General features: G+C 51.1%; 18 protein-coding genes. 11 read left to right on the top strand and 7 right to left on the bottom strand.

From position 1 onward, the window contains the following. Nucleotides 1-30 precede the first annotated feature (30 nt). A complete protein-coding gene (locus LDB27_RS05285) occupies nucleotides 31-2,205 on the bottom strand; it encodes a TonB-dependent siderophore receptor (RefSeq protein WP_001530963.1) in 2,175 nt (724 codons plus the stop codon). 1,043 nt (nucleotides 2,206-3,248) lie between these two features. Continuing rightward, nucleotides 3,249-4,301: an SPI-2 type III secretion system effector PipB2 gene (pipB2, locus tag LDB27_RS05280; RefSeq protein ID WP_024132307.1), complete on the bottom strand. Its 1,053-nt coding sequence runs from the start codon at nucleotides 4,299-4,301 to the stop codon at nucleotides 3,249-3,251. 517 nt (nucleotides 4,302-4,818) lie between these two features. On the opposite strand from pipB2, the gene LDB27_RS05275 reads away from it, so the two are divergent. Together LDB27_RS05275 and LDB27_RS05270 are read left to right on the top strand one after the other, a co-directional pair. After that, nucleotides 4,819-5,748 carry a VirK family antimicrobial peptide resistance protein gene (locus tag LDB27_RS05275; RefSeq protein WP_000178742.1) on the top strand — a complete coding sequence of 310 codons (930 nt, stop codon included), beginning with the start codon at nucleotides 4,819-4,821 and terminating at the stop codon, nucleotides 5,746-5,748. Between the two features lie 293 nt (nucleotides 5,749-6,041). Next, on the top strand, nucleotides 6,042-6,938 hold the full coding sequence (locus LDB27_RS05270; protein ID WP_000701508.1) for an antimicrobial resistance protein Mig-14: 897 nt from the start codon (nucleotides 6,042-6,044) through the stop codon (nucleotides 6,936-6,938). 721 nt (nucleotides 6,939-7,659) lie between these two features. On the opposite strand, the gene LDB27_RS05265 is transcribed toward LDB27_RS05270, so the two are convergent. From LDB27_RS05265 to tctD, 3 genes are all read right to left on the bottom strand, one after another. Then, nucleotides 7,660-8,673, bottom strand: coding sequence for a HoxN/HupN/NixA family nickel/cobalt transporter (locus tag LDB27_RS05265; protein WP_001059350.1), 1,014 nt, complete (start codon nucleotides 8,671-8,673; stop codon nucleotides 7,660-7,662). A 132-nt stretch (nucleotides 8,674-8,805) separates the two neighbouring features. Then, complete coding sequence (locus LDB27_RS05260) at nucleotides 8,806-10,221, bottom strand: sensor histidine kinase (protein ID WP_000872340.1); 1,416 nt, start codon at nucleotides 10,219-10,221, stop codon at nucleotides 8,806-8,808. After that, nucleotides 10,208-10,882 carry a transcriptional regulator TctD gene (gene tctD, locus LDB27_RS05255; protein ID WP_001237934.1) on the bottom strand — a complete coding sequence of 225 codons (675 nt, stop codon included), beginning with the start codon at nucleotides 10,880-10,882 and terminating at the stop codon, nucleotides 10,208-10,210. The genes LDB27_RS05260 and tctD overlap by 14 nt, the downstream gene beginning before the upstream one ends. Nucleotides 10,883-11,036: 154 nt before the next feature. On the opposite strand from tctD, the gene LDB27_RS05250 reads away from it, so the two are divergent. The 9 genes from LDB27_RS05250 to csiR all read left to right on the top strand — a co-directional run bounded on the left by LDB27_RS05250 (nucleotide 11,037) and on the right by csiR (nucleotide 21,576). Next, nucleotides 11,037-12,014 carry a Bug family tripartite tricarboxylate transporter substrate binding protein gene (locus tag LDB27_RS05250; RefSeq protein ID WP_000744413.1) on the top strand — a complete coding sequence of 326 codons (978 nt, stop codon included), beginning with the start codon at nucleotides 11,037-11,039 and terminating at the stop codon, nucleotides 12,012-12,014. Nucleotides 12,015-12,025: 11 nt separating this feature from the next. After that, nucleotides 12,026-12,460 carry a tripartite tricarboxylate transporter TctB family protein gene (locus tag LDB27_RS05245; protein ID WP_001530979.1) on the top strand — a complete coding sequence of 145 codons (435 nt, stop codon included), beginning with the start codon at nucleotides 12,026-12,028 and terminating at the stop codon, nucleotides 12,458-12,460. A gap of 10 nt (nucleotides 12,461-12,470) precedes the next feature. Then, a complete protein-coding gene (locus LDB27_RS05240; RefSeq protein ID WP_000382034.1) occupies nucleotides 12,471-13,985 on the top strand; it encodes a tripartite tricarboxylate transporter permease in 1,515 nt (504 codons plus the stop codon). Nucleotides 13,986-14,286: 301 nt separating this feature from the next. Then, complete coding sequence (gene glaH / locus LDB27_RS05235; protein ID WP_000993105.1) at nucleotides 14,287-15,264, top strand: glutarate dioxygenase GlaH; 978 nt, start codon at nucleotides 14,287-14,289, stop codon at nucleotides 15,262-15,264. Nucleotides 15,265-15,289: 25 nt separating this feature from the next. Continuing rightward, nucleotides 15,290-16,558, top strand: coding sequence for an L-2-hydroxyglutarate oxidase (gene lhgO, locus LDB27_RS05230; RefSeq protein WP_046380581.1), 1,269 nt, complete (start codon nucleotides 15,290-15,292; stop codon nucleotides 16,556-16,558). A gap of 21 nt (nucleotides 16,559-16,579) precedes the next feature. Further along, the gene (gabD, locus tag LDB27_RS05225) at nucleotides 16,580-18,028 is read left to right on the top strand and encodes an NADP-dependent succinate-semialdehyde dehydrogenase (protein WP_001176533.1); all 1,449 of its coding nucleotides are present in this window, start codon (nucleotides 16,580-16,582) and stop codon (nucleotides 18,026-18,028) included. A 14-nt stretch (nucleotides 18,029-18,042) separates the two neighbouring features. Beyond that, nucleotides 18,043-19,326: a 4-aminobutyrate--2-oxoglutarate transaminase gene (gene gabT, locus LDB27_RS05220; protein WP_001095309.1), complete on the top strand. Its 1,284-nt coding sequence runs from the start codon at nucleotides 18,043-18,045 to the stop codon at nucleotides 19,324-19,326. Between the two features lie 130 nt (nucleotides 19,327-19,456). Then, complete coding sequence (gene gabP / locus LDB27_RS05215; protein WP_000531287.1) at nucleotides 19,457-20,857, top strand: GABA permease; 1,401 nt, start codon at nucleotides 19,457-19,459, stop codon at nucleotides 20,855-20,857. A gap of 41 nt (nucleotides 20,858-20,898) precedes the next feature. Further along, entirely contained in the window at nucleotides 20,899-21,576 is a 678-nt protein-coding gene (csiR, locus tag LDB27_RS05210; protein WP_000126152.1) for a DNA-binding transcriptional regulator CsiR, read from the top strand. A 21-nt stretch (nucleotides 21,577-21,597) separates the two neighbouring features. Here the strand turns inward: csiR and lysM are convergent, their stop codons facing one another. Further along, the gene (gene lysM / locus LDB27_RS05205; protein WP_000522406.1) at nucleotides 21,598-22,047 is read right to left on the bottom strand and encodes a peptidoglycan-binding protein LysM; all 450 of its coding nucleotides are present in this window, start codon (nucleotides 22,045-22,047) and stop codon (nucleotides 21,598-21,600) included. 99 nt (nucleotides 22,048-22,146) lie between these two features. Beyond that, a complete protein-coding gene (locus LDB27_RS05200; RefSeq protein ID WP_000508175.1) occupies nucleotides 22,147-22,305 on the bottom strand; it encodes a YqaE/Pmp3 family membrane protein in 159 nt (52 codons plus the stop codon). Nucleotides 22,306-22,480 lie beyond the last annotated feature (175 nt).

Raw genomic sequence — 22,480 nt, 5'->3', positions numbered from 1 at the left:
AATATGCCCGCCAGCGGCGGGCATAACCCATCAAAACGAGGCCGTCACACCGGCATAATAAGCCCGACCCGGTTCGTTATAGGTATTTGCCCCTTCGGCGGAGCGATAGATCTGTTTATCGAAGATATTGCTGATACCGACATTAAGACGCAGGTTCTTATTGATATCGTAGTTAACGTTAGCGCCGACCAGTGAGTAAGCCCCCAGCGCTTTCCCGGACAATCCTTTGGTCTCTTCACTACGCGACTCCGCATGTGTTCGCGGTTTTTGCTTGCCGTATAACGTCCAGTTGACGTTAGCGGAGAGCGCGCTGGTGATAGTCCAGTCGAGGAAGGTATTCACCGTATATTTCGGGATTATCGATAAGGGATTACCGGTATCTTTTTGCTCAGAAGCGATCATATAAGTCGCATTGGTATTCCAGTTCAGACGGTCCGGCATCAGCGGAACAGCCATGCTGGCTTCAATACCTTCAATCAGCGCTTTACCGCCGTTCTGCCACTGCAATACATAAGCGCCAGATGCGCTTCTGCCAATAATCTGATCACCTGCGACAATCTTATTCTGATAATCGTTACGGAAATACGTTACGCTTGCGTGGTAATCGTCTACGGTAAATTCCAGCCCAATCTCTTTATTGATACTAATTTCAGGATCGAGGTTCTTATTACCAACCAGGTAACAGCCGCCCGACGTAATATCTTTTGGACAACCGTTGCCTTTCGAATAGAGTAAATACCCCTCACTGGTTTGATACAAGTTCGGTGCCTTAAAGGCCCGGGCAATACCGGCTTTCACCTTGACGTATTCACCTAACTCCTGGGAAAGGTTAAGACTGGGACTAAAATTACTCCCGGATTCGCTCAAATAGTCAAAACGCAGACCCGGAATAATATTGGTACCGGCCATGGGTTCGATATTATCTTCAACGTACAGCGCACTGATTTCCGATTTATTTTTGCTGCTACGGTTAGCCGCCGAACCGGGAATCCCGGCGATATTGCTATCCTTAACCGTCAGACTGGTAGAGGAAGGATCGTTCAGCTCATCGCGGTTCCACTCCGCGCCGACGGTGAGCGTTTGCTCAAATAGCCATATCACCGGGACATTCACCTCGCCGCTGGTGCGATACGAGGTCAGGCGGTTAGTGGTGAACGTCTGGTCGTTGGTAATACGCCCCTCGCCGCCGCCGGAGAGCCCCTCATTCATGCGGGTATTATCGGTTTTTTCATAGTAGAACCCCAGGCGGCTTTGCCCCCAGTTCCAGATGCCGTTATGAGTTAGACCGTAATTCTGCCGGTACAGGCGATTGGTCTCCCGCCCGGACTGCGCCAGACTTTTGGTAACCGCGTTTGAAGTACTGTTTTGCGTATCGCCGGCATAGATATTCCCCTGCCGACTGTATCCCGCTTCAAAATCAAGGATTTGCTGCGGGGTCATTTTCCATGAGAAGACGCTATTAATATCTTTATTGGTGACCCCCTCCCGTCCGGCGGCATTTTTGGTACCGGCGGAGGAGTTAATATCCCAGCTATCGGCATCGGTTCTGTTGAGATTACCGTACAGGCGCATCGTCAACGTATCTCCAGCCAACGGGCCGCTAAGGCTAAAGTTACCCCGCCGGGTGTTACCTTCTTTGCTGCTTTCCGGCTGGTTGGTATAGAGCGACAGCGAGCCGTGCCAGTCATTAGTGGGGCGTTTGGTGATGATATTCACCACCCCGCCAGCGGCACCGGAGCCATAGCGCGCGGCGGCGGGCCCACGGATCACTTCAATACGCTCTACCATCTCCGGCGGCACCCAGTTCGTATCGCCACGGGTGTCGCGTTCTCCGCGCCAGCTATAGCGAACCGAATTTCGCGACGTCACCGGCACGCCGTCAATCAGCACTAAGGTATTTTCCGGCCCCATACCACGAATATCAATTTGTCGGTTATTTCCGCGCGTTCCCGAGGCACTATTGCCGGTAAGATTAACCCCAGGCATCTTACGAATAATATCGGCAAGATCGTTAACGGGAGGATTCTTCTGAATATCGTCACGAGTAATAATCGAAACGCCCGGCTGTTGCTTTAATACTTGCTCGGCGGTGGATTCAACCACCATCGTTTCGCCGTTGTCGTCAGTAGATTCTGCTGCTGATAATGGACTATTAACCCCTGTAGAAACCACGGTTATTAACCAGAGGAACTTATTAACTCTCATACCCATTCCCTAAATAATGTCTAAAGTAGCGCTGTTGCCCTCAAGCTCACATCCTTGCCAGGTTACGTCTATATAGTAATTATTATCATATGCTAATGATAATAATTATCATTCAATTAAGGAAAAGGCAATCTTTCGACCACAAAAATCTGGTAATAAAAAAACGGAAACGGGATTTTGCAATATGACTCTCTGTCCGAGCTCCGCTTTGCCAGTAAATCCGGGAAGGGGGGCAGAATGCGCCTACTGAACGGAGGTTTTACAAAACAGGAGTAGAGAAATAAAACTATTTTTCAAAGCGTTAATGACAAGAAACACCCTGGTAAGATGGTATAGCGCGGTTCAGGGTTCACCGGCGCTTCCCTGCCGACGGCGAACCGTTCTTACAGTTTGCCAGCGACTTTCCCTCTGGGTAATGGTGGGATCGGATACGATTGTAGTCATTCGATATTTGATGATGAAAGTGATGTTGGCGCCAAAATACAAAGCGCCTGGTAATATTTATCAGGCGCTTTGCAGACTGAAAACCGTCAGACATCGGTTTCTCGTTCTCCATGATCTACCGGGAAAAATGGCAACCCACAGTTAGTGGGTTTTACTGTCGGGTCTTGAGAAGTACCTTCTTGTATTCCCAAGTCGTCCAGGAGACGCCGCAACCAATAAAGCTCAATCGCCTGCACTTTTCTCTGTCGTTTGTCTTCCCTTTCAGAAGGCGGGCGAATATCAGACTCATGAGTACATGTAACACAATAACCTTTTAACTCTATCCACTTAGGCTTAGGGGGGCCCTTAGGCTCGGGAGGCGTTGGGCTGGCAACGCACGAACAGGCACTTATACATCCAGGCATAGCGTTTTCCTTTTCAAACAATTCGCTTTAGTTGGAAGTTCTACTTGAGAAAATAGAAATGGTTATTCAGATATTTTTACCGTCGCATGCTCCTGTAATAATAAAAGATACTGTAAATAATTTACTCTCAGCTACTATTCAGTAGCACATTGTCATTCTTACATTGCTTTTATTTCAGATTTACGTCAAATAGGGCTAAATATTTTCACTATAAAATACGTTAAAAAGTGTTTGTGTACTTGTAGACATTGTGGCGTCTTCGGTACGCAAATCGGTTAGTGTACAATCTTTAAAACTGGTATTTCTTAAATTAGCCTCAGACAAATCAGCCCCGTCCAGGTTCGTAGCAGTAAAACTAGCCTTTTGCAGGTTTGCCCGAGTTAAGACAGCGCCTTCCATAATAGCAGCCATTATAGTAGCACCCTTTAATGTCGCACCGCTCATATCGGCACGTATAAGGGTTGAGCCTGAAACATTAGCGTGATCCATATTCGCACCGGAACAATTACATTCTACCATGCTACAGCCTAACAGACTTGTGTGTTGTAAATTGGCGCCAGTAAGATTAGCGCGATCGAGGGTAGCGCCACACATAATACTATCTTCCAGACAGGCGTTCGTTAAGTTACTGTCGCCTAATGATGCTCCCGATAGATTTGCGCCCTTAAAATTTGCACCGTCACAATCCGCCATAAACAGTATTGCCCCCTCTAAATCTGCGCCGCTTAAGTCTGCGTCACATAAATTTTCTGCCGTCAGATTTGCTCCGGTAAGGACAGCGCCTTTAAGATTCATGCCTCCCTGGGCAGTTAATATTACAGAATCCTGAGGAAGAGAAAATTCGCATCTGAATAGTAAAGCTCGACATATTTTTTCAAAAGAGACAAGCGGAATTTCTCTTGTCTCAGAATGGTCGCCTTTACTGACTCGTACAATAACTTGTCCAGCTTCGTTATTCTCACCAGGAAGATTAAATTCGACACGACACCCATCCATATCCTCCAGTATGATGTTTTCTGGCAACGGAGCACCTCTGTCAGACATTGAACTTTTCAATGTATCAGCCATAGTGTCTATCAATTCCTGATATTGTGCTTCATTTTTCCGACGCACCCCACCACAGGTAAAAAAGTTAATGATATGTTCCAGAATAGTTTTGGGAGAGGTGGCTTGCCGCATAGCAGCAGAAGTCCCCGCGCCAAAAGCAGATGTAGCCATACCGGCCAGACTACCGAGTGAACGCTGCATATATTTTCTCCCAGAGAGAGCAACACAGTACATGATAAAATTTATCATATAGATTTGCATTTAGAGATAAGGTGAATACCCCCTTTGCGTCTGGTTACATAATCACGTATCACGGTGCTTTGCTGTCTGACTTACACAATATCAGCCAAATAAATATATTGGCTTATACTCGTCATACTTCAAGTTGCATGTGCTGCGGCTGCGTTCCCTCACCCCAGTCACTTACTTTAGTAAGCTCCTGGGGATTCGCTCGCTTGCCGCCATCCTGCAACTCGAATTATTTAGAGTATAAACATTATTTAAAATAATAAACGCGGCATTCGTTTTAATACTACGTTCAGGACTCATCCCACTCATTAGCAGAAAATCTATTAAAAAGCGTGTTCAGGCGTTTTATTGCTGCCATTGATAAACTGTTTAACAACGTCGTCTGTACAGGCCTTCTTCGTTGCCTTTACGTTTAACTCAATCAGGCTACCGTCTCGGTTATAAGTCTATCGAGTAGTAGGGACGTAGTATGACGATGCAGCAAAGTGATATGGAAAGATATAATCCATTATTAATGTTAAAAGAAGTCATGGCGCAGACGCCTTATCGCCATAAACGCTGGGGAGAGCGTAAGTTTCGCTATAAATTTGTATTACGTTGCCTTATTAACCCCGTAACGACAATTAAATACTTCAATGAATTATGCCATCTGTCTCAGCCCAGAACGCTGATCATTCATCGTCCCCTATTGCCGGCAAAAATCCAGCGGCCCTATTTGTATACCGGGCTTAGCATACGTTGCCGGGCAAGAGCTATTCTGGAACACTACCAGTTCGTTCAGTCCTTTCCGGAAAGTAAAATTAAAAAGATCCTTCTGTCCGAGGAACAAATCTTACTCGCTCACCTGGAAGGAAAAAACGGTGCTCTGGTAGATATCTACTGCGGTCCCTGTGGCTATGACAGAGAAGGTGAGCTGACATTAACGCTGTGCTTCAATGATACGCCGTTGGCACGTTTATCATTTTCCTTTATCCGCCATGAAGGGAAGCAAATAGCGCTGGTTGCCGGGTTACAAGGGCCCAGTAAACATATCGGCCCACAAGTCATACGTAACGCCACCAAAGATTGTTACGGTCTCTTTCCTAAACGGATGCTGTATGAAGCATTTGCGACATTGATGCAGGCCTGTAATGTCGACGAGATTTATGCGGTAAGTGAAAACAACCATGTTTATCGTCAACTCAGGTACTTATTCCAGAAGAAAAAAACTTTTGTGGCCAGCTATAGTGAATTCTGGGAGTCGCTAAACGGCGTTAAGAAAGGTGCCTTATATCATCTGCCATCACAGGTGATGCGTAAAGCTCCTGAAAGTATCCCCAGCAAAAAACGCGCAGAGTATCGGAAACGCTATCATATTCTGGATACAATAATACAAGAGGTTAACAGCCTCTCCCGGTAGAACTATTTCATACACGGATGTGCAGATCCTGCTACCGTTCAGCGGATCTCTTTGAAATCTGTATCGCTACTGAATGATTAAATATAGAATGGCTTGCGAGTGAATAGCGCGGCATTAAACCGTCGCTTTCACTCATGCTATGATCAACATCTTAATCTTATTCCCTTCACCATAACGTCATCGATTAGCATGTTAACCATTAAATACAAGCTAAACATTTGTCACATTTTTATTTGGTTAAGCAAAAAAATAATACAAAATAGAATTTTCAGTAAGCCAAGTCAGGAGTTTTGGTGAAAATACAAGAAGTTAAGCGTATATTAACCCGCTGGCAGCCGTCTTCCTTTACCCTATACCGGGAGGTGTTTGCGCAATACGGCGGTAGTATCAATATGCACCCAGATATTGTTGATTATTTTATGAAGCGCCATAACTGGCATTTTAAATTCTTCCACTATGAAGAAGATGATAAGATTAAAGGCGCCTACTTTATTTGTAATGATCAGAATATTGGCATCCTGACGCGCAGAACCTTCCCGCTATCGTCAGACGAGATACTTATTCCGATGGCACCAGATTTACGCTGCTTCTTACCCGATCGTACTAACCGACTTTCGGCGTTACATCAGCCACAAATACGCAATGCCATATGGAAACTCACCAGAAAAAAACAAAATTGTCTGGTCAAAGAAGCGTTCTCTTCTAAGTTTGAAAAAACACGCCGTAATGAATATCAGCGATTTCTTAAAAAAGGCGGAAGTGTAAAAAGCGTTGCTGATTGTTCTTCTGATGAACTGACTCATATTTTTATCGAGTTATTTCGGTCTCGTTTCGGCAACACTTCATCCTGCTATCCCGCTGATAACCTTGCCAACTTTTTTAGTCAACTGCATCACCTTCTGTTTGGGCATATTCTTTATATTGAAGGGATACCCTGTGCATTTGATATCGTACTGAAATCTGAAAGCCAGATGAACGTCTACTTTGACGTATCTAATGGTGCAATTAAAAATGAGTGCAGGCCACTCAGTCCCGGCAGCATACTAATGTGGCTAAATATTAGCCGCGCCAGAAATTACTGCCAGGAAAGACAAAAAAAATTACTTTTTTCCATCGGCATACTAAAGCCTGAATGGGAATATAAGCGCATGTGGTCGACCCCCTATTTTACCGGGAAATCGATTTGCTAAAAAGAAAGCCTGGACGTAAATATGTTTTTTACGTCCAGATTTTTCATAAATCCTGATGAACTGATAAAAAACTAAAATTTAATCAGAATTTAAAAAATAAGTTAACCACCATATAATCATAATGACAATTACTCGAAATTCACTTACACTATACTCGGTTTTATGGAATTGATTAACACGGTATGTTACAGATAACGTGCTAAAAAGCGTGCAGCGGTTATACATTTTCATATGTGTGTGTCATTAACCTGGCGTCAGGAACAGATGATGATGACAACCACCATTTTATCTCTTCTGGCCTGGCATACCGTCAGTAGATTAAAGGTGTAGCCTTGCTTTATGGCATTACAAAAATGCGGGTGGGGTCTATGCTCAATGCATACGTTATTTGTAACAACGCTCTTGTGCATAAACAATACGTTATTGTCAACAGCACTGAACGGGTACAGTGGTTCTTGCTGACAACAGGCTTAAAGATCGCCTTAACACGGGATACCTGATAACTGGATTATATTATGACACATGCAGACTGGCTGATTCTTGGGTATACAACTGTTATTATTATTTTTGGTATTGTATGTTATATCGGATTGCTTAAATTGATAACGAAAGGCAAGCATGAAAAATAACGCACTTACCGGGAAGAATATACTCTCAGGAGATAAAATGCTTCGGCAATGATATGACACCACTGCCGAAATGTTATTTTTACAGAAATCAATCAGATATTGAGGGTGATTTTATCATAGCCGCGCCAGCGATAATTCAACAACGAGAGCAGCCAGAATAGCACAAAAGCGCCCACTACCCAGAAGCCCACATTCCCCATATGATCGTTAAGCGTGCTTACGGTCTGCCAAAATGTTCCGCTTAACTGTAACGCATCATCAATCAACCCCAGCGCCTCAAGCCCGCCAATCGCCAGCGCGACAATGACAGATGCGGCGGTAATGGTCATATTATAATAAAGCTTACGTAATGGATGCGAGAAAGCCCAACCGTAAGCGCCGACCATGACAAAGTTATCCAGGGAATCCACCAGCGCCATCCCGGCGGTAAACAGCACAGGAAAAATCATCATCGACCAGAGAGATAGCCCCTGGTTAGCTGCTGAAGCGGAAATGCCCAGCAACCCAACCTCGGTTGCGGTATCAAATCCCAGACCAAACAGAAAACCGACAAAATACATATGCCAACTGGAAGTGACCAAACGAAACGTACGCTGAAATATACGCGTCATCAGCCCGCCAGGTATCGCCTCGTCATGCGCCCTCACTGACTCGCCGCGGGTAACCGAGCGAAATTGCCGCCAGACGTTGAACAAAATAAACAGGTTAAGCAGGGCCATCGCCAGCAGAAAAAAAGCGGAAACAGCCGTACCAATCAACGAACCATATTGATGCAAAACATCAATACGATCGCGAAATGCCATCGACGTCACAACAATCGCCAGACATGCCAGAACGACAATGGTCGAATGACCCAATGAAAAAAACGCCCCCACGCCTAAAGGCGTTTTACCCTGCTGCATCAGTTTACGGGTGACGGTATCGATGGCTGCGATATGATCGGCATCAACCGCATGACGCAGCCCAAAGCTATACGCCAGTATGGCTGCGCTTAGCATGACTGCATGGTGATGAAAAACACAGAACGCCCAAATCCAGGCCAGGATGTTAACCCCAACAAGAAAGACGGTTAATGCTATTCCCCGTCGTTTAGTATGATTATTCATGCCCCTGCACCCACTATATTTTTAATTAACGCTACGGTTTGTAGGGGAAATGTATGATCATTTGATTAAAACGTCACACCTCAAGATGCGACTTTTTGTAAACGTGCTTTACCGCTGACACATTTGTGCGCATTACTGCGGAACAAGGCTTAAAAAGCGTATCCGAACGTATAACCCTCCCAACGCTTCGCTACGGGAAAAATGGGGATGAGTACGGTGCAGGCGTGCGATATCATTGACCAAAGCCAGACCAATGCCCGCCCCGGCCACATTTCCTACATTATCGAGCCGGTGGAACGGCTGTAGCGCCAGATGGATGTGTTCATCATCAATACCGGGGCCGCTATCTTCGACAACCAGCGTCACGGCATCACTATCCCGTTCAAGCCGCGCGGTGACGATGCCTTGCTCAGGCGTGTATTTCAGCGCATTATCCAGCAAGTTTCCGCACAGCTCGCTAAGCAGTACCTCATCCCCCTCGATCCACATCGCTTCCTGTTCGCCTTCGTAGCCCAGGTCGATATGTTTACTCCGCGCCTGCGCCAGGCGGGTAAAACAGCCGCTCTGTACGATATCGTACAGATTCACCGGGGAAAAACGCCGCTCGCCCTGCTCTTTATGCTTTACCGCAGAAAGTTGCAACAATCTTTCCGTGAGCTGAATGGTGCTATCCAGCGTTACGCTCATCGCCTGCAGACTTTCGTACCAGTGATGAGGGTGCTGGCTGGCTAACGCCACCGCCGCCTGCGTTTTTAACACCGCCAGCGGCGTTTTTAACTGGTGAGAAGCATCGGCGCTAAAGCGTTCCTGCCGGGAGAGGATGCCGCGGAGCCTGTCAATGTAGCGATTAAACGCCACGATTAACAAGCGTGTTTCCGACCACGGCAGCAGTTCCGGCAGCGGCGTTAACAGACCCGGTTCGCGGCGTACCATTAATGACGAAAGTTGACGCATAGGGCGCAGGATCCGGCGTAATAACCAGCCAACCAGCACCAGGGTCAGCAACACCAGCAGCCCCTGTGAGATCCAGGAAGAGAACAGCAGTTGGCCCGCCAGATAACGACGGGACTGCAGCGTCTCTGCGACATAAATCTCCGCCATGCCGATAATGCCGCCTTCGTTGACCGGCTGTAGCAAACGCGCCACGCGGATCGCCTCGCCGCGATACTCGGTATGATAGAACCACGCCAGCGCCGGATAAAGCCGGGTACGAGGCGTAGCAGGCGGCATGGCGGGCAGATCGTCATAACCGGAAATGACCTTTCCGGAAGGGTCGACGACTTTGTAATAGAGTCGATCATTCATATTAAGCTCGAAGCTATCCAGCACCACCCAAGGCACGTTAACTTCCAGATGGTTATTGCGCACCACCAGCCGTTCCGATACCGTTCGCGCCGAGGAGAGCAACGTACGGTCATAAGCCTGAGTGGCGGCCTGTAGCGCATTGACATAACTGTTAAACGCCGACAGCCCCCATAGCAGAATCAGCGGCAACCCCAGGAACAGCAAGAGTTGCAGGTACAACGATTGCGGCTTAACCCACTTCATCGCCGCGCTCCAGCACATAACCCAGGCCGCGCAGCGTCGTAATTCGTACATCGCTTCCCTGGAGTTTTTTACGCAGTCGATGAATATAAAGTTCGATGCTTTCAGGGCTTACCTCATCGTTCAGGCTGAACACCTGTTCAAAAAGCTGCTGACGCGAAACCGGCCGCGTTCGTCGGTACATCAATACGGTTAAGAGCGCCTGCTCACGCGGCGTCAGCGCTAACGGCTGTCCCTGTAACAGAAAATACCCTTCATCATGAAAGATCAATTCCCCCAGTTGCTGAACTTCATGAACCTGCCCAGCGCTGCGTCGGAGCAAGGCCCGTAAACGGGCATCCAGCTCTTCCAGTTCAAAGGGTTTCGGCAGATAGTCATCCGCGCCGACGTTGAGACCTTTTACGCGATCCGCCACCGCGCTTCGCGCCGTGAGCAGCAAAACGGGCAAGGTCTGACCGCGTTTACGCAGCCGTTGCACCACCTCCAGTCCATCCATTCCCGGCATATTGATATCCAGCACCGCCAGCGCGTACATTTCACTGTGCAGAAGATGGTCAGCCGCCAGGCCGTCAAATACGCAGTCCACGGCAAAGCCGTTTTGCACCAGCGCTTTCTCCAGCCAGTGAGCCAGCTCACGGTTATCTTCCGCCAATAAGAGACGCATATCACATCCTGTAAAGTTTCTGCCGCATTGAAAGGGAATTGAAAGGTTATTGTTTTAACAATCACGCAACCGAACTGCTACATGTCGGCTCACATAATCACAAAAATCTTCTTCCGAACCTGAAAAATCCGGACGTCCGGCGTGAGGATAAAAAATGAAAAAACAATTACTTCGTACCCTTACTGCAAGCATTTTATTAATGAGTACCTCTGTTCTGGCGCAGGAGGCGCCGTCGCGAACAGAATGTATCGCGCCAGCCAAACCTGGCGGCGGTTTCGACCTTACCTGTAAGCTGATTCAGGTGAGTTTGCTGGAGACTGGCGCAATCGAGAAACCCATGCGGGTAACGTATATGCCCGGCGGCGTCGGCGCTGTGGCCTATAACGCGATAGTCGCCCAACGCCCTGGCGAACCCGGGACTGTGGTCGCCTTTTCCGGCGGTTCGCTGCTCAACCTGTCGCAGGGGAAATTTGGTCGCTACGGCGTGGATGATGTGCGCTGGCTGGCAAGCGTGGGCACTGATTACGGCATGATCGCCGTGCGTGCGGATTCCCCGTGGAAAACGCTGAAAGATCTGATGACGGCGATGGAAAAAGATCCCAACAGCGTGGTCATTGGCGCTGGCGCCTCTATTGGCAGCCAGGACTGGATGAAGTCGGCGTTGCTGGCGCAAAAGGCGAACGTCGACCCGCACAAGATGCGCTACGTTGCCTTTGAGGGCGGCGGCGAGCCGGTGACAGCATTAATGGGCAACCATGTTCAGGTTGTCTCCGGCGATCTCAGTGAAATGGTGCCTTATCTGGGCGGCGACAAAATCCGCGTGCTTGCCGTCTTTTCAGAAAATCGTCTGCCGGGCCAGCTTGCCAATATCCCTACCGCTAAAGAACAGGGCTACGACCTGGTGTGGCCGATTATTCGCGGCTTCTACGTCGGGCCAAAAGTCAGCGATGCCGATTACCAGTGGTGGGTGGATACCTTCAAGAAGCTCCAGCAAACCGACGAGTTTAAAAAGCAGCGCGATCTGCGCGGCCTGTTTGAGTTCGACATGACCGGCCAGCAGCTCGATGACTACGTGAAAAAACAGGTTACTGATTACCGTGAACAGGCGAAAGCCTTCGGACTCGCGAAATAATCGCGGAGGCAATGATGAGCGATCGTATCTTTGCGGGTATCTGGCTGTTGCTCTGTATCGCCGGGCTATTCATCGCCTGGCAGATCCAAAGCGAATACAGCTATGAACCCGTCGGCCCCCGCCCTTTTCCGCTGGGGATTATCGGCCTGATGGCGCTCTGCGCGCTGGCGCTGTTATTACACCATCCCGACACGGTGAGCTGGCCGCGCCGCCATGTTCTGCAAAAGCTAATTACCATGATCATCATCCTGTTGATGTACGCCTGGGGATTCGAATGGCTGGGTTTTCCCATCGCCACCGCGCTTCTCACCATGGTTATCGGGATGCTGTTCGGCGCCACGATTCCGGCGGCGGGTATCTCCGGCGCGGTATTAGGCATTCTGCTGTGGTATGCCTTTGACCGGCTGCTTGATGTCACCTTACCTCTCGGCGCCTGGCTGAGTTAACGGAGCAACGATGGATACCTGGATATATCTTTCTCAGGGCTTTGCGGTGGCGATGACGCCGGAAAACCTGGTTATCGCGTTGATTGGCTGCTTCGTGGGCACGATCGTCGGTCTGCTGCCGGGCCTGGGACCGATCAACGGCGTGGCAATCTTACTGCCGCTGGCCTTTGCGTTGCATCTGCCTGCGGAGTCGGCGCTAATTCTGCTGGCGACGGTGTACATTGGCTGTGAGTATGGCGGCAGGATCTCCTCCATATTGCTCAACGTCCCCGGCGATGCGGCGGCGATCATGACGGCGCTGGACGGTTACCCGATGGCGCAGCAAGGGAAAGGCGGCGTAGCGCTGTCGATTTCCGCAGTCAGCTCATTTTTCGGTTCATTAATCGCTATCGGCGGCATCATTCTGTTCGCCCCTTTACTGGCGCAATGGTCGCTGGCCTTTGGTCCGGCGGAATATTTCGCCTTAATGGTTTTTGCCATCGCCTGTCTTGGCAGCATGATGGCGCAAAACCCGCTTAAATCATTTCTGGCAGCGCTGATCGGTCTTGGCCTTGCGACCGTCGGCGTGGACGCCAACACCGGGGTTTATCGCTTTACCTTTGACAGCGTTCATCTTTCCGACGGCGTACAGTTTATCGTCGTGGTGATCGGCCTGTTCTCGGTATCAGAAATACTTTTAATGCTGGAACATACCAGCAGCGGGCAAACAATGGTCCGCAAAACGGGTCGAATGTTGTTCAACCTGAAAGAAGGCGCGCAGTGTATCGGCACCACCCTGCGTTCTTCGGTAATCGGCTTTTTTGTCGGCGTATTGCCCGGCGCCGGGGCGACCATCGCCAGCGCCATTACCTATATGACCGAGAAAAAACTCAGCGGCAACAGCGATAGCTTCGGCAAAGGTGATATTCGCGGCGTCGCGGCGCCGGAGGCGGCAAACAACGCCTCTGCCTGCGGCTCCTTCATCCCGATGCTGACGCTGGGCGTTCCCGGTTCCGGCACTACGGCAGTGATGATGGGGGCGCTGACGCTGTACAACATCACGCCAGGCCCGGCAATGTTCACCGAACAGCCGGATATCGTCTGGGGACTCATCGCTGCGCTGCTGATTGCGAACGTGATGCTGCTGATCATGAATATCCCGTTGATCGGTCTGTTCACCCGTATGCTCACCATTCCGCTGTGGTTCCTGGTACCCGCCATCGCTGCCGTATCGGCGGTAGGGGTGTATGCGGTACACAGCACCACCTTCGATCTGGTGCTGATGGTCGCGCTCGGCGTGTTAGGGTACATTTTACGTAAAATGCACTTCCCCATGTCGCCGCTGATCCTGGGATTCGTACTGGGGGAAATGCTGGAGCAGAACCTGCGCCGCGCACTCTCCATCAGTAACGGCAATATGGCGATTTTGTGGCAAAGCGGCGTTGCCAAAGCCCTGCTGATCATGGCGATCATGGTCATTGTCGTACCGCCAGTGTTACGTCTGATCCGTAAACACAGCCGTAAACCGCAGGTTGACGCCGGTTAATTGACTGCTGAAATACATTGTACTTGTCCGGCCTACGCGCTCATGTGCCAGGCCGGGCAACCCCGCCAGCATCACTCTCCCATAACTCGCTCATTTTACCCCCCTTCTTGCCGTTGTCAGGCTCGTGGCGCCGTTAACCTCACCTTTCGCATTGTTAAATATTTGTTGTTTTTGATCACAATAATTAAACAAAAGCGGTTATTTCATACGCGTTCCTGAAAAATGTCGATATTTTTAATTTATGGCTACGAAATGAGCATCGCCATGTCTCCCTGACCATCTACCGAGAGGAATGATTCTGATGAATGCACTGACTGCCGTAAAAGCGAACACAGATGATTTAGCCCAACGCCATACTGGTTTCACCCTTGCCCCTTCGGTGCAGTCGCCGCGCCTGCTGGCGTTAACGTTTACGGCGGATACCACAAGACAATTTCTCCATCAGGTTGCGCAGTGGCCGGTGCAGGCGCTGGAATACAAATCTTTCTTACGTTTCAAAATCGGCAAGATCCTCGACGATCTGTGCGGCAATCAGCTACAACCGCTGTTGATCAAAACGCTCCTCAACCGTGCACAAGGCGCGCTGTTGATCAGCGCCGAAGGGATCGATGATGTCGCACAGGCAGAAGAGATGGTCAAACTGGCGACGGCGGTGGCGCATCTTATTGGTCGCTCCAACTACGATGCGATGAGCGGCCAGTATTACGCGCGTTTCGTGGTCAAAAACGTCGACAACTCCGACAGTTATCTGCGCCAGCCCCACCGCGTAATGGAACTGCACAATGACGGCACCTATGTTGAGGAGGTGACCGACTACGTGCTGATGATGAAAATCGACGAACAAAATATGGAAGGCGGTAATTCGCTGCTGCTGCACCTTGATGACTGGGAACATCTGGAGTCGTTTTTTACCCATCCGCTGGCGCGTCGCGTCATGCGCTGGGCGGCGCCGCCAAGCAAGAATGTTAGCCATGACGTCTGGCACCCGGTGTTTGATGTCGACCAACAAGGCCGCCCGGTCATGCGTTATATCGACCAGTTCGTCCAGCCAAAAGACTTTGAAGAAGGCGTCTGGCTCAGCGAGCTTTCAGACGCGCTGGAAACCAGTCAAAACATCCTCTCCGTACCGGTACCGGTCGGCAAATTCCTGTTGATTAACAATCTGTTCTGGCTACATGGACGCGATCGTTTTACGCCGCATCCTGACTTGCGTCGCGAACTGATGCGCCAGCGCGGTTACTTCGCCTACGCCGCCAGCCATTATCAAACTCACCAATAAGCGCCACGGCGAAGGAATTATGCGGATGTATGATTTTGTGATTATCGGCGGCGGCATTATCGGCATGTCGACCGCTATGCAACTTATTGATGTCTACCCGGATGCGCGCATCGCGTTGTTGGAAAAAGAGTCCGCGCCAGCCTGCCACCAGACCGGGCATAACAGCGGCGTGATCCATGCTGGGGTGTACTACACGCCCGGCAGCCTCAAAGCGCAGTTTTGTCTGGCAGGCAATCAGGCGACCAAAACCTTTTGCGATCAAAACAACATCCGCTACGACACCTGCGGCAAAATGTTGGTCGCCACCTCGGAGCTGGAAATGGCGCGGATGCGCGCGCTATGGGAGCGGACGGCGGCCAACGGCTTAGAGCGCGAGTGGTTAAGCGCGGCGGAGCTGCGTGAACGCGAACCCAATATCATTGGCCTGGGCGGGATTTTTGTCCCTTCCAGCGGGATTGTCAGCTATCGCGATGTCGCGACGGCCATGGCGAACCGCTTTCAGGCCAAAGGCGGCGAGATCATCTACCATGCCGAGGTCAGCGCGCTGACAGAACATGCCGCTGGCATTGTTATTCGCACCTCGCAAGGTCGGGAAATCGAAACCGCTATGCTTATCGGCTGTGCAGGGCTGATGGCGGATCGGCTGGTCAAAATGCTGGGCGTGGAGCCCGGTTTTATTATCTGCCCGTTCCGCGGCGAGTACTTTCGTCTAGCCCCGCGACACAACCGGATCGTTAACCATTTGATCTACCCGATCCCCGATCCGGCAATGCCGTTTCTCGGCGTCCATCTTACCCGCATGATCGACGGCAGCGTTACGGTCGGGCCGAATGCGGTGCTGGCGCTTAAACGCGAAGGCTACCGTAAGCGCGACGTTTCCTTCACCGACACTCTGGAGATTTTTCGCTCCGCCGGCATCCGTCGCGTACTGCAAAACCATCTGCTTTCCGGACTGGGCGAGATGAAAAACTCGCTGTGCAAAAGCGGCTATTTGCGGCGAGTACAAAAGTATTGCCCCAGCCTGACCGTCAACGATCTCCAGCCCTGGCCGGCAGGCGTGCGGGCGCAGGCGGTTTCGCCGGACGGCAAACTGATTGATGATTTTCTGTTTGTCACGACGCCGCGTTCCATTCACACCTGTAACGCCCCCTCCCCGGCGGCGACATCCGCGATACCTATCGGCGCGCATATCGTTAGCAAAGTTCAGGCGCTACGCGCAAGCCAGAGCAACCCCGGACGTACGCTGCGTGCGGCACGCAGCGTGGACGCATTACACGCCGCATTTACCCGTTAACCCTTCAGACAGGAAGCAATTATGCAACTTAACGACTCTACCCTGTTCCGCCAGCAGGCCTTTATCGATGGCGACTGGCGCGACGCGCGCGGCGGCGATGTCATCCCCGTGAGCAACCCCGCCAACGGGAAACCGCTCGGCAATGTGCCCAAAATGGGGGCGGAAGAGACGCGCGACGCCATCAACGCCGCCAATCGCGCCCTGCCCGCCTGGCGCGCGCTCACCGCCAAAGAGCGAGCCAATATCCTGCGTCGCTGGTTCAATCTGATGATGGAACATCAGGACGATTTGGCGCGTCTGATGACGCTGGAACAGGGCAAACCGCTGGCGGAAGCGAAAGGCGAAATTAGCTACGCCGCCTCGTTTATTGAATGGTTCGCCGAAGAGGGGAAACGTATCTATGGCGACACGATTCCAGGTCATCAGGCCGATAAACGGCTGCTGGTGATTAAGCAGCCCATCGGCGTCACCGCCGCGATTACCCCGTGGAACTTTCCCTCGGCAATGATCACCCGTAAAGCCGGCCCCGCGCTGGCCGCAGGCTGCACAATGGTACTCAAACCCGCCAGCCAGACGCCGTTTTCCGCGCTGGCGCTGGCGGAACTGGCCCGGCGCGCCGGAATTCCCGCAGGCGTATTTAACGTCGTTACCGGTTCGGCAGGCGATATCGGCGGCGAGCTGACCAGCAACCCGCTGGTACGCAAACTGTCGTTTACCGGCTCGACGGAGATTGGCCGCCAGCTAATGGAACAATGCGCCAAAGACATTAAAAAAGTGTCGCTGGAGTTGGGCGGCAATGCGCCGTTTATCGTCTTTGACGATGCCGATCTGGATAAAGCCGTCGAAGGCGCGCTGGCTTCGAAGTTTCGCAACGCCGGGCAGACCTGTGTCTGCGCCAATAGATTGTATGTTCAGGACGGCGTTTACGATCGTTTTGCGGAAAAACTCAACCAGGCGGTAAATAAGCTCGCGGTCGGCGACGGCCTGCAAGCCGACGTTGCTATCGGGCCGCTGATTGATGAAAAAGCCGTGGCGAAAGTCCAGGAGCATATCGCCGATGCGCTGGAAAAAGGCGCCCGCGTCATTACGGGCGGTGAAGCGCACAAATTGGGCGGCAACTTCTTTCAACCGACCATTCTGGCGGATGTTCCTGATAACGCGAAAGTCGCCAAAGAAGAGACATTCGGGCCGCTCGCGCCTCTGTTCCGCTTCAGCGACGAGGCGGATGTCATCAGGCAGGCTAACGATACCGAGTTCGGCCTGGCAGCCTATTTTTATTCACGCGATTTAAGCCGCGTTTTCCGCGTCGGCGAAGCGCTGGAATACGGCATCGTCGGTATTAATACCGGCATTATCTCCAACGAAGTCGCGCCTTTCGGCGGTATTAAGGCCTCCGGATTAGGCCGTGAAGGTTCCAAATACGGCATCGAAGATTATTTAGAAATCAAATATATGTGCATCGGCCTTTAACAGGAGAGTCGCTAATGAATACCAATCACGCTTTAATGCAGCGCCGTCATAACGCCGTTCCTCGCGGCGTGGGCCAGATTCACCCGATTTTCGCCGAGCGGGCGGAAAATTGTCGGGTCTGGGATGTCGAAGGCCGTGAGTATCTCGATTTCGCGGGCGGCATTGCCGTCCTGAACACCGGTCATTTACATCCGGGCATTGTTTCAGCGGTCGAAGCGCAGCTGAAGAAATTGTCGCATACCTGTTTTCAGGTGCTGGCCTATGAACCGTATCTGGCGTTGTGCGAACGCATGAACCAGAAGGTACCGGGCGATTTCGCCAAAAAAACGTTGCTGGTCACGACCGGTTCAGAAGCGGTTGAAAACGCCGTGAAAATCGCCCGCGCGGCGACAAAACGCAGCGGCGCTATCGCGTTTAGCGGCGCTTACCACGGTCGTACCCACTACACGCTCTCTCTGACCGGGAAAGTACACCCGTACTCTGCTGGTATGGGATTGATGCCAGGCCATGTCTACCGCGCACTTTATCCTTGCCCGCTACACAACATCAGCGACGACGACGCGATCGCCAGCATTGAACGCATCTTTAAAAATGATGCCGCGCCGGAAGATATCGCCGCCATTATTATTGAGCCGGTACAGGGCGAAGGCGGATTTTACGCTGCCTCTCCCGCGTTTATGCAGCGACTGCGCGCGCTATGCGACCAACACGGCATTATGTTGATTGCCGACGAAGTGCAAAGCGGCGCGGGCCGGACCGGTACGCTGTTCGCCATGGAACAGATGGGCGTTGCGGCAGATATTACCACGTTTGCGAAATCGATCGCCGGCGGCTTTCCGCTGGCAGGCGTTACCGGCCGGGCAGACGTGATGGACGCTATCGCGCCGGGCGGTCTGGGCGGCACCTATGCCGGAAACCCGATTGCCTGCGCCGCCGCGCTGGCGGTACTGGACATTTTCGAGCAGGAAAATCTACTGCAAAAGGCAAATACGCTTGGCAAAACGCTGCGCGATGGCCTGATGGAGATAGCGGAAACGCACCGTGAGATTGGCGACGTGCGCGGACTGGGCGCCATGATCGCCATTGAGTTGTTCGAAAATGGCGACCCCGGCAAACCGAACGCGGCTCTGACCGCCGACATTGTGGCCCGCGCCCGCGAGAAAGGGTTAATTCTGCTCTCCTGCGGTCCTTACTACAACATCTTGCGCATCCTCGTTCCACTCACTATTGAGGCCTCGCAGATTCGGCAAGGCCTGGAGATTATCGCCCAGTGCTTTGATGAGGCGAAACAAGCGTAATGTCCAATAAGCAGCGTCGGATGGCGACGTAACTGTCTTATCCGGCCTACAAAAACCGTTTCGATTGTAGGCCGAATTAAGCCAGGCGCCATCCGGTAAACGAGCGCAATAACAATAAAGAGGTTTTAGGATGGGGCAATTGTCAGAATCACATGCATTAGGGGGCGGGCTGAAATCACGCCACGTCACCATGTTATCGATCGCCGGCGTCATCGGCGCCAGCCTGTTTGTCGGCTCCAGCGTGGCGATTGCGGAGGCCGGCCCTGCGGTACTGCTGGCCTATCTGTTCGCAGGACTTTTAGTCGTCATGATTATGCGAATGCTGGCTGAAATGGCCGTCGCCACGCCGGATACCGGTTCTTTTTCCACCTATGCGGATAAAGCGATCGGCCCCTGGGCCGGGTATACCATCGGCTGGTTATACTGGTGGTTTTGGGTGCTGGTTATTCCGCTGGAGGCCAATATTGCCGCCATTATTCTGAATTCATGGATACCGGGTATTCCGGTGTGGCTATTTTCATTAGTGATTACGCTTGCCTTAACCGGAAGCAATTTATTGAGCGTCAAAAATTACGGCGAATTCGAATTCTGGCTGGCGCTATGTAAAGTGATTGCTATCCTGGCGTTTATCGCGCTGGGCGCGACGGCGATTAGCGGTTTTTATCCATATGCCGAGGTAAGCGGTATCTCCCGGCTATGGGATCACGGCGGTTTTATGCCTAACGGCTTCGGCGCGGTGTTAAGCGCCATGTTGATCACCATGTTCTCTTTTATGGGCGCGGAAATCGTCACTATTGCTGCCGCGGAATCCGATACGCCGGATAAACATATCGTACGCGCCACCAATTCTGTTATCTGGCGAATTTCCATCTTTTACCTGTGTTCCATTTTTGTGGTGGTGGCGCTGATCCCGTGGAATATGCCGGGTCTGAAAAGTGTAGGTTCGTACCGTTCGGTACTGGAGCTGCTTCATATTCCGCACGCAAAATTCATTATGGACTGCGTGATTTTGTTGTCGGTGACCAGTTGTCTGAACTCCGCATTATATACCGCCTCCCGGATGCTCTATTCCCTTAGTCGCCGCGGCGATGCGCCTGCGATAATGGGAAAAACTAACCGTAGCAAAACGCCCTGGGTGGCGGTTCTCCTCTCTACCGGCGCGGCCTTTTTAACCGTTGTCGTCAATTATTACGCCCCGGCAAAAGTGTTTAAATTTCTTATCGACAGTTCTGGCGCCATCGCGCTGCTGGTCTATCTGGTGATTGCGATTTCGCAATTGCAGATGCGTAAAATTCTGCTGGCGCAGGGCGGAGAAATTAAGTTGAAAATGTGGCTTTATCCGTGGCTCACCTGGCTGGTTATCGGCTTTATCTGCTTTGTCCTGGTGGTGATGCTGTTTCGACCGGCACAACAACTAGAAGTCATTTCGACGGGGCTGTTAGGGCTGGGCATAATAGGTACTGTACCCATTATGTCTCGCTGGAAAAAACTGATAAGGTGGCAAAAAGCCCCCCTGCAAAACCTACGTTAGTTATTCCCGGCGTCAGCCGGGAAGCTTCTCAGGAGTAAAAGATGACCGCCCTTTCCCAACCGACGGCCATAGATGGCTATCGCTGGCTTAAAAATGACATTATTCGCGGCACTTATCAGCCGGATGAGAAACTGCGGATGAGTTTATTAACCGCCCGCTATGCGCTCGGCGTAGGGCCGCTGCGCGAGGCGCTGTCGCAACTGGTGGCGGAACGGCTGGTCACCGTGGTGAATCAAAAAGGCTATCGCGTGGCATCCATGTCAGAGGCGGAACTCCTCGATATTTTTGACGCGCGCGCCAATATGGAAGCGATGCTGGTACGCCTGGCGATTGAACGCGGCGATGATGCGTGGGAGGCGGAGATCCTGGCGCGAGCGCATATGCTCAGTAAACTGGAAGCCAGCGATGCCAGTGAACATATGCTCGATGAATGGGACCAGCGCCACCAGGCGTTCCATTCCGCCATTGTCGCCGGGTGCGGCTCCCACTATCTGCTACAGATGCGTGAACGCTTATTTGACCTGGCGGCCCGCTACCGCTTTATTTGGTTACGTGAAACCGTTCTGTCCGTCGAGATGCTGGAAGATAAACATATTCAGCATCACACGCTAACCGAAGCGATACTGGCGCGCGAGGCGGCACGCGCCAGCGAATTAATGCGTCAGCATTTGCTGACGCCGATTCCCATTATTCGCCAGGCGATGGCAGGAAAAATGTAGCCTGGCGCGGCCTGATAGCCATTATTCTTCAGGAATACGCAACACTTGTCCCGGATATATTTTTTCCGGGCTTTTCAGCATCGGTTTATTTGCCTCGAAGATTTTATTATACAGATTGGCGTTACCATACACTTGCTTTGAAATAGCGCTCAGGGTGTCGCCTGATTTTACGGTATAAAACTGACTTTCAGCCGCTGGCGTCGTGGTTTTAACCTGATCGTCAACGCTGCTAATCCCGGCGATATTCCCCACGGCAACCAGAATTTTTTCTTTTGCCTCCTGACTCAGCCCATCACCCGTCACTGTCGCTTTTCCATCCGCAATTTGCACATTCACTTTGTCAGCGTCGGGTATTCCCGTTTTATTTAAATGTTCCTGGACTTTTTTCGCCTGATCGTCCTTATCATGATTAGCGGTTACCGCGTCCCAGAGTTTTTCACCTGCATCTTTTACAAAATTGAAAAGTCCCATATTCACCTCGCTTGTCAAAAATACACACAAAGAAAAGTGTAGCAGAGGGAATGAGGTTATCCTGATAAGCGGCGCTTATGCGCCGCCGGTGGCCGGTAATTAATGACGCATCTGAACCCAAAATGCGTGGATAAGCCCCGGAATATATCCGAGTAATGTCAGCAGGATATTAAGGATAAATGCCCAACCGAACCCTTTTCCTAAAAGTACGCCGAGCGGAGGCAAAATAATCGTAAATACAATTCTCCAGAAACCCATATACACTCCATACAAGCAAAATTAGTCATTGTTTAAAAAGAGATTTTATCTCTAAGCATAGTCAGTTTACCTGAGCCTGCCAGTCGCGCGCCGCGCTTTTACCCTCCTTTACGCTTTTTACGCTGGCATCAGGTTGACGTTTATTTTAGAATTAACTAAATTTAGAAAATGCTTA

This window comes from Salmonella sp. JXY0409-18, from assembly GCF_020268625.1.
Lineage (GTDB): Bacteria > Pseudomonadota > Gammaproteobacteria > Enterobacterales > Enterobacteriaceae > Salmonella > Salmonella enterica.
The sequence above is the reverse complement of the archived record's forward strand: the minus strand, read 5'-3'. Positions and strand labels throughout refer to the sequence as shown.

Coding starts and splice junctions, on each gene's coding strand:
- gabT (WP_001095309.1), top strand. CDS start 18,043: ATGAATACCAATCACGCTTTAATGCAGCGCCGTCATAACGCCGTTCCT.
- LDB27_RS05250 (WP_000744413.1), top strand. CDS start 11,037: ATGAAAAAACAATTACTTCGTACCCTTACTGCAAGCATTTTATTAATG.
- LDB27_RS05200 (WP_000508175.1), bottom strand. CDS start 22,305: ATGGGTTTCTGGAGAATTGTATTTACGATTATTTTGCCTCCGCTCGGC.
- LDB27_RS05275 (WP_000178742.1), top strand. CDS start 4,819: ATGACGATGCAGCAAAGTGATATGGAAAGATATAATCCATTATTAATG.
- LDB27_RS05265 (WP_001059350.1), bottom strand. CDS start 8,673: ATGAATAATCATACTAAACGACGGGGAATAGCATTAACCGTCTTTCTT.
- tctD (WP_001237934.1), bottom strand. CDS start 10,882: ATGCGTCTCTTATTGGCGGAAGATAACCGTGAGCTGGCTCACTGGCTG.
- pipB2 (WP_024132307.1), bottom strand. CDS start 4,301: ATGCAGCGTTCACTCGGTAGTCTGGCCGGTATGGCTACATCTGCTTTT.
- LDB27_RS05245 (WP_001530979.1), top strand. CDS start 12,026: ATGATGAGCGATCGTATCTTTGCGGGTATCTGGCTGTTGCTCTGTATC.
- lhgO (WP_046380581.1), top strand. CDS start 15,290: ATGTATGATTTTGTGATTATCGGCGGCGGCATTATCGGCATGTCGACC.
- lysM (WP_000522406.1), bottom strand. CDS start 22,047: ATGGGACTTTTCAATTTTGTAAAAGATGCAGGTGAAAAACTCTGGGAC.
- csiR (WP_000126152.1), top strand. CDS start 20,899: ATGACCGCCCTTTCCCAACCGACGGCCATAGATGGCTATCGCTGGCTT.
- glaH (WP_000993105.1), top strand. CDS start 14,287: ATGAATGCACTGACTGCCGTAAAAGCGAACACAGATGATTTAGCCCAA.
- LDB27_RS05240 (WP_000382034.1), top strand. CDS start 12,471: ATGGATACCTGGATATATCTTTCTCAGGGCTTTGCGGTGGCGATGACG.
- gabD (WP_001176533.1), top strand. CDS start 16,580: ATGCAACTTAACGACTCTACCCTGTTCCGCCAGCAGGCCTTTATCGAT.
- gabP (WP_000531287.1), top strand. CDS start 19,457: ATGGGGCAATTGTCAGAATCACATGCATTAGGGGGCGGGCTGAAATCA.
- LDB27_RS05285 (WP_001530963.1), bottom strand. CDS start 2,205: ATGAGAGTTAATAAGTTCCTCTGGTTAATAACCGTGGTTTCTACAGGG.
- LDB27_RS05260 (WP_000872340.1), bottom strand. CDS start 10,221: ATGAAGTGGGTTAAGCCGCAATCGTTGTACCTGCAACTCTTGCTGTTC.